This is a genomic window from Arenibacter sp. F26102 (assembly GCF_023015865.1).
Lineage (GTDB): Bacteria > Bacteroidota > Bacteroidia > Flavobacteriales > Flavobacteriaceae > Arenibacter.
Window position 1 is genome coordinate 302,246 of the sequence record NZ_JALKBC010000007.1, and the last position, 13,055, is coordinate 315,300.

Below are 13,055 nucleotides of genomic sequence, written 5' to 3' on the forward strand. Positions count from 1 at the left end.
CTCTTTTTTATGCCTGAAGCTTTTCTTTAGCACTCAAAAACTTTTTGTAGTAAATTAAATTTATTTGGTCAATGCCTTGATAATACGCTCTTCGTTAATTACAATATCTCTAAATAAAACATGTGGAAATTCCTGATATTTTGATTCTTTAAATGCGTCAAAAATTTTGGATAAACTAGAGGCTTTCAATAAGGATAGATTCATTTCGGTGTCCATTTCACAATCATAAACAAAGTCATCACTAAATTCAGGTGCCACAAGTAGAATTTTGACAATTCTCAGATTATTCTTAAGTGCTAAATTTTGATAGGATTTTAATTGCCTTGATACCGAACTAAATTTGTTGTACCCTTTTTCTTTTATTGTTTTACACTCCACAATTATTATTTCATTGTTCCCCAAATTTAAAAGAATGTCCATCATATCTTTTTGGGTGTTCAGTTGGTTTTTAAATTTATCATCAACGCTAAACCCTAAAGATTTGAATATGGATTTGGTCAGTTCTTCGAATTTTAAACCTAGCTCACTTTCTTTAACTGCAATACCGTTTTCCTTTAATAAATTTAGGTTGCGATAGCCGACATTTTCAAAGTTTTCCAGATATAAATTTTCTACATCCTTATAATGTTCAAGAATATTTAGAATATCGTCCCCGCGTTGTTTTATGCCATGGTCCTTAATAAATTTGGACAATTCAGGGTTAGTTATTAGATCTAAAATATCTCTTGGTTTAATATTGTAGTCCAATAGAAAATCGGCATTCAATACATATTCCTCCTGCAGTTCAAACTGTTCCTTTAATTCCTTATTTAGTTTTGGTAGCGATTGATTTAACTCGGTCAGCATTTTATCAAACCCATCTATGGATATGCCAACTTTTTCATCTTTTTCTACATTCTCAAAATGCTCTATCAAACTATTTATTTTATCTTCTAGGGTGCTGCCCTTAAGGTTAGGAATATTGAGTCCTTTCTCACAAAGTTCATTTAATGTTTTTTTCTTTTCGGTCAAGGTTATTCCTGGCTTGTAAATTTTTGATGAAAGTAAATCGGTAAAAGAAATTCCTTCATTTATAATTTGTTCTATTTTTTGGGAATTGGATAGTTTTCTATCAATATTGTGCTCTTTGGAAATTTGGTTGATAATGGGTTCCCTCAGTAGTTTTAATGTACGTCTATAGAACTTTTCTGCAACCTCATTTTTTCGAACGTTTCTTAATAATCTAACCATTTCGTCGGCCACATAAAGAGTATTTTCTTTTTTGGAAAAAAATACAACACCAATGTTTTTAAGATTGTTAATTACCTCCTGAATTTCAACCTTTTTGACTGGTAAAATAGAGTAATTAATAAGCTTAACATCTTCTTGGGATAAACCCAGTTGTTTTGATAAGGTTAATATTATTGACAGTTCATCAGAAGTTATTTTGGCGTCCCTGTTATTTATAATATCATTGTTATAGGCTGTAGCTAGGCAGGCTTTATAAATTCTGAAATCTCTTTTCCTGGATTCACTCAATTCAGATTTTTCATTCTCCAGCTCTGTGTTTAAACTTTTGATTTTACCTTTTAAATTCTTGATCTCGGTTTCGTAAAGTCTAGAAAACCAATCTTGCTTCATTATGCAATTTCCATCCCTGATTATAATATCGATAAGAATATCCAATTGTGAATTGGCTTCCTGAAACTCGCACACTAAATAATCTGTAAATTCATCTGAAGTTAAACTGAATATATTGGAAATGTTAAGACTGTCAACAGATTTGAGGCCTTTATCAGATGAGCTTAATATTTTTTCAATATCTTTTAAGTTCTTGGGATTTTTAGAAATAATATGGTCTATAATTTTTATAAAAGAGTTCTTTTCCAGTGAACCTAGTTTGTCCAATATTTTTTCTAATTTCATTTGTTTCGCTTTTACACGGATTAATTATTTCTTGTCATAATTTTTTTTGATACAACAATCAAGACTACGGCCAATGAGATGGTGGTTATTGAGTTCCTTGGCACAATATCTTGTGCGAAAAGTCCATTATTATCCGTAAAAATTTTGTGGATGTACAGCGGGGAGAATATTACAACCTAGTGTTTGTTACTAAATTTCTAAGGTATGAAAAATTAGGTTTGGAAATGCTTTAATCGGTAAAGGACGATAATATCCGCTGAATTGTATAAGGGCCTAACCAGCTGTAGGCAATCCTGTCTGCTTGTTTAAGAATGCGAGATGGATGAGTACGAAGTCTGGAGACTTCGTGTAGCGATTATTTGAACAGTAAAAATAAAAGCGCGTGTTCCTCCTTAAACGCCTCCCTTATTTTGGTAAATGCGATCCGCATTTGAGATTCAACGGTTTTTACGGAAATTCCCATTTGGTCGGCAATTTCTTTGTACTTCACCCCTTGTATCTTATTCAACATGATGATTTCCTTACATTTTGGAGGGAGGGAATCAATGACCTGTTTCATCTTATGAATGCGCTCTTCCAGAGCATCGGAGTCTTCTTGAATTCTATCCACTAACGCCCGTTCCCAAATTTGACTCAGAAGCTTTTCCTGTTTTTTAGCTTTTTTGACTGTATCTATATATCTGTTGTAGGCAATGGCATAAAGATATGCTTTTGGTGATTTGGTTTCGTCCAACTTGGTTTTATCCTCCCAGAGTCTAATAAATGCATGTTGTACAATATCTTCAGACTGTATTTTATCATGGGTGTATGTGGTTATATAGGCCACCAAACGATTATAATAATTGTTGAAAAGATACCGAAAAGCACTTCTGTCGCCTTTCTTCATGGCAGCTACTGCCTCAATTTCATTCATTTAAGCTAGTTGTTGGTTTGGTTGATTTTATGAGTAAAAGTGCGAATATCAAAATTTTTTTAATTCTTTTTAAGGGTTTTGTAATTTTTTAGAGTATTAGTTGTGCAATGTGTAATGAATACGACTTCAAAAAGAACATTTAAAAGGTGAAAATTTGGTAAGAATATAATGAAAAAAAGTATAACAAAACTTCTTCTGGGTACTTTAACGGAAAAGGAGATAATTGAATTCAAAAAATGGTTGAAGGACCCAAGCAATCAGGCCGTGCTTGAAGCTTATGTCCGTGATTACCATGATCTAAATTTGGCTACTATAGAAAACAATCTAGATGAGGCCTACAACAAAATATGTCTTCAAATAGATAAGACGGAAAAACCAGTTCGGAGACTTTTGCCAAATTGGACAAAATATGCTGCTTTAATTGTATTGTTAATTGGCTTGGGGCTTTTCTATCAACAAGGTTTTTTTTCGTCTCAAAACCAAGTTGTAATTGTGCCAAAGGACGATTCCATAATCCTTGAATTGGGCAACGGAACTATTCAAGTTGTCCATGTTGATGGAATCAAAGAAGTTAAAGACTCTGAAGGGAATATTGTTTATGTCCAACGACAAGATCAAATAAGCTATTCCCAAGTAACTAAAAAGAAAGAACTGGTGTTTAATACCTTAAAAACACCCAATGGAAAGAAGTTTCAAGTCGAGCTTTCTGATGGGACTTTGGTGTTTCTAAATGCGGGTAGTTCCTTAAAATATCCGGTGAATTTTTTAAGTGAAGGTCCTAGGCAGGTATTCCTTACCGGAGAGGCGTATTTTGATGTTACCACGAATGAATCGAACCCATTTATTGTCAATGTTGATGAACTGGATGTAAAGGTGCTGGGAACGGAATTTAATATCTCGGCATATGGCGAGGATGAGCATATAGATGTTGTACTTGTCAAAGGTGCAGTGGATCTGAACAAAAAAGAGCGTTTACAAGAGGGTGCCGTTGAATTGTCACCGGGGCAAAAAGGGACATTTTATCAAGATTCAATGGGTATAACGGTGGATGATGTAAATACAAGCCTATACACCTCTTGGATGCAGGGTAAAATAATTTTTAATGATTTAACCTTTAAAGTCATCTTGAAAAAATTGGAGCGCCATTATAACATAGAAATTGTCAACACCAATGCTGAAATCGAAAACGAGGTTTTCCATGCGAGTTTTGATAATGTCGACATCGGAGAAGTGCTTGGCTACTTTAATGATATCCATAACATTGATTTTAAGATTAAGGGAAACAGAGTTATAATAAAGTAAAATCCTAACAAAAGTATAACCAAAAGAACTTAACGCCTATGATATAAAAATTTAGTCACCATTGCTTTGTTTTTTTTATAAAACAAAACCGGAAAATGCGCTAACATTTCCCGGTAATTAAAAGCGATTAACCAAATTAAATAGTTAACCACTAACAAACATTCAAAATTATGAAAAAAAACTTCAACGACCTTTGGTTGAGAACGACTGTGTTGAAATTTGACTTAAAAATGAAATTGACCTTACTGCTATTGTTCACAGCCCTGCTGGGTATGCACGCCAATGACAGCTATTCGCAAATAGCCAAAGTTTCTTTGGATGTCGAAAACGTAACAATCAAAGAAATTATAGATAATATTGAATCACACACAAAATTCAATTTTATTTATAATACTGATCATGTCGATCTTCAGCGGAAGCAATCCCTCCAAGTTAACAAAGAGAGTATTTACAAAGTGCTTCAACAGTTATTTGAAAACACAAATACTATTTACAAAGTCAAGGGTACTCAGGTTATTTTAATGCAGGCCCCAACAGGTAAAGTTACCAAACAGCCGGTTATAGATCGTGTTTCTGTTGAGCCAAAGTTGGTCCAGTCAACTGTCACAGGGACTATATCGGATGTAGATGGCACCCCCTTACCTGGTGCAAATGTAATTGAAAAAGGAACTACAAATGGTGTCCAAGCCGACTTTGATGGTAATTTCTCTATAAACGTTGCTGATGACGCTATATTGATGATCACATTTATTGGTTTTAAAGCTGTTGAAATACCAGTGAACGGGCAGTCTGTCATTTCCGTTGTCATGCAGGAGGATGCTGCCGCTTTGGAAGAGGTTGTAATTGTTGGTTATGGGTCTGTACAAAAGAGTGACCTAACAGGTGCCGTTTCTTCAATATCGTCAGAAGATTTAGGCGATCGCCAAGCAACTAGTTTGGCCGCCCTAATCCAAGGACGGGCACCGGGTGTAGAGGTATCAGGGGGTAAAATTCGTATTCGTGGTATAACAACATTTAACAATACAGATCCTTTAATAGTAATCGATGGTTTTTTAGGAGGTGACCTTTCTACTGTAAACCCTAATGATATTGAAAATATAGAGGTCTTAAAAGATGCTTCATCTACGGCTATCTACGGATCCCGCGGAGCCAATGGTGTAATATTGGTCACTACCAAAAGTGGTAAAAAAGGGGCTATGGAAGTAAATGTAAATGTATGGAGCGGTATAAAATCAACAACCAACAGAAGGGATGTGATGAATGCCGATCAATACATAGACTATGTTCATGATGCACTGACAAATGCAAACCAAACTATTACGCCTTTGTTGTTATCAGATGACGTAAGAGTAGATCGAAATGACTGGCAGGACCTAATTTTTCAAACTGGTAATACTTCTGAAATCAATGTGAATTTTTCGGGAGGGTCGGAAAAAGCGACCTATTACGCGGCAATTGGCCACCGTACCGATGAGGGTATTACAATCGGGTCCTCTTCAAAAGCAACGTATCTTCGTAACAAGAATACCTTTGCCCTAAAGCCATGGCTTGATGTTTCATTAAATACGGCCTTAAGCTATAAAACTCTTAAAGGTGCAAACCCTAGTTTTAGAAACGTACTGGGGTATATGCCCTACAAAGAAATTTACGATGAAAATCAAATCGGTGGATATACCGATGTTGATAGGATAAATGATGCTTCGGACATTTCTAACCCATTATCTGTACCAAACAGGGTCCACCCTGAAACCAATACATTGTCGTATCAGACTCAGCTTAATGTGAAACTTAAGCCTTTTGAAGGTTTTACCTATACAATTCAGGCTGGACTAAAAGGTAATTTTGATCGATTTTTTCAATGGACTGATACCTATGTGTCAGCTTCAAATGTTTCGGTTAACGCAATGGCAGAAAGAAGTTCGTATTTGTACTCACCAATAGTTGAATCCTTTATAAATTATAATAAAGAAATTGGAGACCACAATATTTCGGGTCTACTTGGAAACACTTGGCAGGATGGTATAAAAGGAGGAGGAATAGGTATTGGGGCCACTGGATACGCTTCAAATGAAATAAAATTAGTCAGTGTTGCATCTAGTCCACAGGCGCCTACCCAAAGTTTATTTATTGATTCTAGGATATCTTATTTCGGAAGACTTAATTATGATTATAAGTCAAAATACCTTATGACCGTGAATATGCGTACAGATGCTTCTCCTAACTTCTCACCTACCAATAGATGGGGTTATTTCCCTTCGTTGTCGTTAGCATGGAAAATAAATGAAGAGTCTTTTTTCGATGACATCAATGAAATTAGTCAGTTGAAATTGCGAGCAGGATGGGGAAGATCAGGTAATGACGCAATTGGTCAATATCGTTATCTATCTTCAGTGTACTCACAAGGAGTTGGATATCCATTAGGGGTTTCACAACAGGATGCACCGGGAGCTACCGTAGTTCAAAACGCCTCTCCGGAAATAAAATGGGAAACCACGGAATCATTGACGGTCGGATTGGATTATGGCTTATTTAACAATACCCTTACAGGTACGATAGAATATTTTGATAAGCAAACCGAAGATATCCTTTTTGCTGTACCTAGTCCATTGTCGTTAGGTTATGGAACAGGACTAGATGGAGGAACTATTGACGGTAATGCTATTGTCAATGCAGCCTCAGTGAGTAACAAAGGATTTGAGTTTCTAATAACTAAAAGAGGTGATTTGGGTAAAGTAGGCTATAACGTAAGTGCCAATTATACCTTTATGGAAAATAATGTAAAAGGCTTAGGTCTTGGACAGCCTTTTCTATCTGGAAATTCTAGGACTGAGTTAGGTTTGCCCATAGGATACTTTTACGGATATAAGACGGACGGTTTATTTATGAACCAATCAGAGATAGATGCTGCGAATACAGCGGCACAATCAAGTGGATTCGACTATTATCAAGAAGCATCTACTAGTGCGGGAGATGTTAGATTCAAGGATGTTAATGGTGATGGCCGCATTGACGGAGAAGATCGTACCATGATTGGGAATCCAATTCCTAAACATATATTTGGATTAAATCTGGGCCTAAACACGGAACAATTCGATTTTAACATGTTCTGGCAGGGAGCAGCGAATTTAGATATATATGACGGAGGCTATATATGGAATCGCGGGGGTGTTAGAATTATGAATCAAGAAACTAGTGTGCTTGATAGATGGATAAGCGAGTCTCAGCCTGGAAACGGAATTCAGCCAAGAGCTCTTAGCGGTGATGCCGTTGGAAATACACGACCTTCTGACCTACAGGTTCAAGACGCCAGTTATTTTAGGTTAAAACTTGTATCGCTTGGTTATACGTTTGGCGATAACCTTACTTCTAAATTCGGAATGACTAAACTAAGAATATATGCAAGTGGTGAAAACTTACTTACGGCAAGATTAACTGGTTATGATGGATTTGATCCTGAAATTGGAGGTGAAAACCTCGTTCGTGGTGTTTCAAATTTTACCCCTCCAACGCCAAAGACAATTACTTTTGGAATTCAGGTAGGGCTTTAATCAAAAAAAATGAAAAAAATGAAAAAAATATCGAAAAACAGATTTAAAATAATCGGAGTATTTATTTTATTTCTTTTGCCTTTAGTCTCTTGCGATGAGGAAATATTAGACTTGAATAATCCTGAACAGTTTACCCAGGCAACGTATTTCAAGACACCAGAACAAATTGTTCAGGCAACCAATGCAACTTATGGCTCCTTTTTTCAATTTTGGATAGGAAGTTATCAGTGGCCGGAAATTTGGGACGTATTGGCCAATGAAACAGAGGCTACGGCTGGAGCTCTAGGTAGTTATCACGAAGTTTCTATTATTCAAATGATGGGATACCAACACAATGAAACCAACCGCACAGTTGAAAACTTATGGAGAATGTGGTATGTGATGATCTCTAGGGCTAACTTGACTATTGATACGGCCGATGCCTATTTGGCTGAAAATCCATCGAATGATCTTGTTATTAGATCACGAGGAGAGGCCTATTTCTTGAGAGGTTGGGCTTATTTTAATTTGGCCAATTATTGGGGAAAGGTGCCGATCCGCTTAAGTTTTGATCAATCCGAGAATATTGATGCCCCATTGGCAAATAGTGTCGATGAAGTTTGGGCTGTGGCCGAGAATGATCTGAAGGAAGCCCAATCAGTTTTAAAAGAAGTCGAGGACTATGGAGATACTGATCTTGGACGTGCCACTAAAGGTTCTGCAACTGGTTTTCTTGGCAAATTGTATTTGACCACAGGAAGATATCCAGAAGCTGAAATTGAATTGGCTAAGTTGGAAGGTCATTACGACCTGCTGCCGGCTGAGGGCTATCTATGGAATTTTGGGGAGACCAACGAAAATAATATTGAGAGCGTTTTCGAATTTCAGTCGGCATATCAAGAGGGTGATGCAACAACGGCAATGTTTACTAATGTTGAAGGAGGTCCAACACCCGCAATGAATAATATGCAGCCACAGCTTCATTCCTGGAACGGTTGGCCTAATTGGAAGTTTTCACCGACTAGGGAGCAAGCATTTTTGTATCAGGACGAATCAGGTACAGATTTTATAGATCCCAGAGGAGCGGAAACATTTTATGGTGGTGTAGCTGGAGACGACACTTGGTGCGATATGTGTGCTGAGAATCCCAATCGCCCCTATGATTTTGCTGCCTTAGGTTATTATTATAAGAAAAAAGGTAACAAAGAAGTAAAACCTTCTGAAAGTGGAGCTTCTGCTGGTGCCGCTGTATCAGGAAATAACATTAGACAGATGAGGTATGCCGATGTGTTGCTTATGAGAGCTGAATGTGCCCTTATGCAAGGTGATCCATCAGGTTGTATCGACTTTATAAATATAGTGCGTAGACGTTTTGGCATTTTTGAATATACTCCTTCCAATTATTCGGAAGCTCAAGCATTCGAGCTTTTGAAGCGGGAAAGAGAGGTTGAGTTTATGGGCGAAGGCTCTAGGTTTAATGACCTCAAACGATGGGGAATATTAGAGGAGACTTTAAATCCTGAATTTCAGGTAATATATGGTACTCAACCGGTCGCACCATCCCATTACTTTTTTGAAATACCTCAAAATGAGCTTGATACTAATTTCGGATTGTAGTGGAAATGAAAGCTATTTAATGTAATACCAACAGGCTGACTAAATAATGCGAATCAAGGATTAAAAATACCTACCGATTATCAGTGGTTTATATTTCGATATTATATCACTTTTAAATGTTAAAATACTGATTTTCATAATACTTTGTTTCATGTTGTTGGCTCAGCCTGTTTTTTATTTGAATAGATATGCATTAACATGACACCAAAAAAGGAAACACTGATTAATTTTTTCTGTTTGCCTTACTAATCCTGTCATTTTCAATCTATGAATAAGCCTGTATAAAAAGAAGTACGGAAGTTAATAGGAAAAAAAGGAAAATTAAGGGGAATCGGTAAAATGGTTTCCGAGCCATTAATACGTTACCTTAATGTATTGGTTGATGCTCTATTGTTGGCTTTTAAGCCAAAGACTGGTGACATTTTGTATTGTACCCTAACAAATAATAAATTTTTTAACCTAAATAAAATAAAGTGATATGCTTTTAACTAAAGTACATTCTTTTAAACTGTTATGTATTTTTATTATAGGTGCCTTTATCTGTAGCTGTAGTCAAAAATCCAGCCTCCCGGCAGGGGATATTGACAATGGCGGCCTATTCTTGCCAGACGAGTTTGAAGCTTTGGTTGTGGTAGATAGCATTGGGAATGCCAGACACCTGGCCGTGAATGAAAATGGGGACATTTATGTGAAATTGACAAACGCGAAGCAAGATTCGGGAAATGTAGCTATCCGGGATATAAATAAAGACGGTAAGGGAGATAATATCGCCTATTTTGGGGATTATCCGGCAGAGGAGGGTTATGGCCCAACAAGTATGAGGCTTTACAATGGATACATTTTTTATAGTACTAAAGACGCTGTTTACAGACAGAAGTTGACACTTGGCAAATTAGTGCCAGAAAAAGAAAGGGAAGTTGTTCTTAAATATGAAATTTATACTTCACATATAGCTAAGACACTCGCTTTTGATGACGAAGGACACATGTATGTAAATTTTGGATCATTAACTGATAATTGTCAAGAAGAAGATAGGACTCCTCTTAGCCCAGGTCAATATCCGTGCCCAGAATTTGCTAAACATGCCGGCATTTGGAAATTTGATGCCAATAAAATTAATATGACCCAAAAAGACGGGGTTAGATATGCCACTGGACTTAGGGACGGGATAGCTATGGACTGGAACCATGCCACCAATAGTTTGTTTGTATTAGAACATGGTAGGGACGATATGCATAGAATATGGCCGTCCCTTTATTCAGAATGGGAAAGTGCAATGTTGCCAGCTGAAGAATTTCTTGAAATCAAAGAAGGTGCCAATGGGGGCTGGCCTTATTTCTATTATGATCAGATACAAAATAAAAGGATTGTATCTCCTGAATATAGAGATGTGGATTTAGAGTTAAAAGTAAGCGACCTAGTAGATCCTATTATCGGTTTTTCCGGACATTGGGCGCCAAATGATCTTTTATTTTATACAGGAAATCAATTTCCGGACCGATATAAAAATGGGGCGTTTATTGCTTTTCATGGTGGTGGTCGTCGAGCTCCCTATCCTACAGGAGGTTTTGTTGTATGTTTTGTGCCATATATAAATGGAGAATTTTCAAAATCCTTTGAAATTTTTGCTGATGGGTTTATTGGAGAATTGTATAACGATGGCATGGGGCCTGCAGCGTATAGGCCGATGGGTCTAGCCATGGGGCCTGATGGTTCATTGTATGTTAGTGATAGCCGAAAAGGGAAAATCTGGAGGATCATGTACAAAGGTGATAAAGGTGATTTCAGTGAAGGTCAGTTAAGCAAGATGGAAGAGCGTAAAGCATTGGCACATATCAGGGATCCCCATGAAATCGATGACAACCTTTCCTATCGTTTTGCAGATGAGGGCCAGAAAATATTTAATACTTACTGTATTTCATGTCACCAGGCAGATGGCAAGGGAGACGGGAACCGTTATCCGCCATTAGTGGAATCGGACTGGGTAACTGGAGATAAAAAAAGATTGATAAAAGTGATTTTGGAAGGACTTGAAGGGCCTATATCCGTAAATGGAAAGTCTTTCAATGATATGATGCCTAAAATGGATTTTTTGAGTGATGAAGATATTGCCAAGGTGTTAACTTACATACGGATGAATTTTAACGAAAATGCAGGCGCAGTGCAGGAAAAAGAGGTAGCCCGGTTAAGGGATAGGTTACTGGATGGACAGGATAAGAAATAGAATAACCTATTGATTAAAACGATATTTTGTCCTGGTGCCAGGACGGTAGGTCCAAAAGAAATGGCAACAGGAGAACATTCTAACAAAGAGTAATCATTAAACCGTTTATGCAGTTCTAAATTAACAATATAATATAAATCCATGGGAACATCAAGTAACGAATCAAATGCTGTAAATCGTAAACTATTATTTTATGCAGGTTGTTTTGCAGTAATTACAAATGCCTTCTCTTTTAGTATAAGGGCTGGTATTTTACCACAATTAGGAGAGGAATTAAGTCTAACTGGAGAACAATTGGGATATATAAATTCTATGTGGTTCCTAGGTTTTCCTATTTCCATGGTTATTGGTGGATTAATCTATAACACAATTGGAGGAAAACTGATTATGCAATTTGCTTTTTTAGCGCACGCCATTGGAATTATTATGACCATATATTCTGGAAGTTATGCTGGGTTATTAATATCTACCTTATTGATTGGTTTCGGGAATGGTTGTACCGAAGCAGCTATCAACCCATTTGTAGCAGATGCATATGAAGGAAACATTATAATTAAAATGATGAACCGTTTACATATGTGGTTTCCGGGAGGAATTGTAATTGGAGCCTTAATTTCTAAATTTATGACCGATGGTGGGTTGAGTTGGGAAACTCAAATATGGGTGATTATGATTCCTACGCTTATCTATGGTTATTTATTCTATGGAAGGACTTGGCCCAAAGCGAAAACTCAGGATGCAACTTCATTGTCCAGTAATTTTAAAGCAATGCTATCTCCATTATTTATTTTTATGTTGGTATGTATGGCATTAACAGCAATTTCAGAATTTGGGCCACAACAATGGGTTGGATTGATCCTGGCCAAAAGCGGTGCGGAACCTATGTTGATATTAGCTCTAGTAACGGGATTGATGGCAGTGGCTAGATTCTTTGGTGGAGATGTTGTTAAAAAGTTCGATCAAACGGGTGTCTTTTTAGGATCTGCCGTTTTGACACTTATCGGTATATTTTTATTCAGTACCCAAACAGGAGGTATGGCCTATGTTGCGGCTATCATATATGCTTTGGGAATTGCTTATTTCTGGCCGAACATGCTCGGATTTATAGCTGATAAAGTTCCGAATAGCGGTGCTATTGGTTTGTCGATTATTGGTGCGGTTGGAATGGTATCTGGTTCAATATTTCAACCAATTATTGGGGGATGGATTGATTCTGATAAGGCGGCAGCCGCGGCAATAGGATTGACCGGAGACGAATTAAATTTAGTTGCCGGCCAGGCCACATTACAAACTATGACCGTATTCCCTGCCATATTAATTGTATTGTTTGTAATTCTTTTTGTTTGGGTTAAAAAAATTAAACAAAGGCAGTCGCAAGTTGTTTATCAAAAATAAAAAAGCGAGACCAATTGGTAAAAAAGAACTTACTAAATGATATGAGAGGGTAGGAAAGGGACGATTTGTCTACCTCGCACCGGGGAACACACCTGAGGCTCTCGGACGCCCAATGATGGTGCGGCTGATTCGCAACTCGGTAAGATGGCTCACAAAGCAGACAGATGACAAG

General features: G+C 37.1%; 7 protein-coding genes. 5 read left to right on the forward strand and 2 right to left on the reverse strand.

Annotated features, from left to right (window positions below; translation table 11 throughout):
• Positions 1-60 precede the first annotated feature (60 nt).
• Together MWU78_RS12625 and MWU78_RS12630 are read right to left on the reverse strand one after the other, a co-directional pair.
• Positions 61-1,905, reverse strand: a complete 1,845-nt coding sequence (locus MWU78_RS12625; RefSeq protein WP_246998237.1) for a hypothetical protein — start codon at positions 1,903-1,905, stop codon at positions 61-63.
• Between the two features lie 355 nt (positions 1,906-2,260).
• Positions 2,261-2,818, reverse strand: a complete 558-nt coding sequence (locus tag MWU78_RS12630) for an RNA polymerase sigma-70 factor (protein WP_246998239.1) — start codon at positions 2,816-2,818, stop codon at positions 2,261-2,263.
• 168 nt (positions 2,819-2,986) lie between these two features.
• Between MWU78_RS12630 and MWU78_RS12635 the strand changes: the two genes are divergently transcribed.
• The 5 genes from MWU78_RS12635 to MWU78_RS12655 all read left to right on the forward strand — a co-directional run bounded on the left by MWU78_RS12635 (position 2,987) and on the right by MWU78_RS12655 (position 12,883).
• Positions 2,987-4,120, forward strand: coding sequence for a FecR domain-containing protein (locus tag MWU78_RS12635; RefSeq protein ID WP_246998241.1), 1,134 nt, complete (start codon positions 2,987-2,989; stop codon positions 4,118-4,120).
• Between the two features lie 170 nt (positions 4,121-4,290).
• Positions 4,291-7,668, forward strand: a complete 3,378-nt coding sequence (locus tag MWU78_RS12640; protein ID WP_246998243.1) for a TonB-dependent receptor — start codon at positions 4,291-4,293, stop codon at positions 7,666-7,668.
• An 18-nt stretch (positions 7,669-7,686) separates the two neighbouring features.
• Positions 7,687-9,264 carry a RagB/SusD family nutrient uptake outer membrane protein gene (locus MWU78_RS12645; RefSeq protein WP_246998245.1) on the forward strand — a complete coding sequence of 526 codons (1,578 nt, stop codon included), beginning with the start codon at positions 7,687-7,689 and terminating at the stop codon, positions 9,262-9,264.
• Positions 9,265-9,742: 478 nt separating this feature from the next.
• Positions 9,743-11,488 (forward strand): c-type cytochrome, encoded by a 1,746-nt coding sequence (locus MWU78_RS12650; RefSeq protein WP_246998246.1) that lies wholly within the window; start codon positions 9,743-9,745, stop codon positions 11,486-11,488.
• Between the two features lie 141 nt (positions 11,489-11,629).
• Entirely contained in the window at positions 11,630-12,883 is a 1,254-nt protein-coding gene (locus MWU78_RS12655; RefSeq protein ID WP_246998248.1) for an MFS transporter, read from the forward strand.
• The last annotated feature ends 172 nt before the right edge of the window (positions 12,884-13,055 follow it).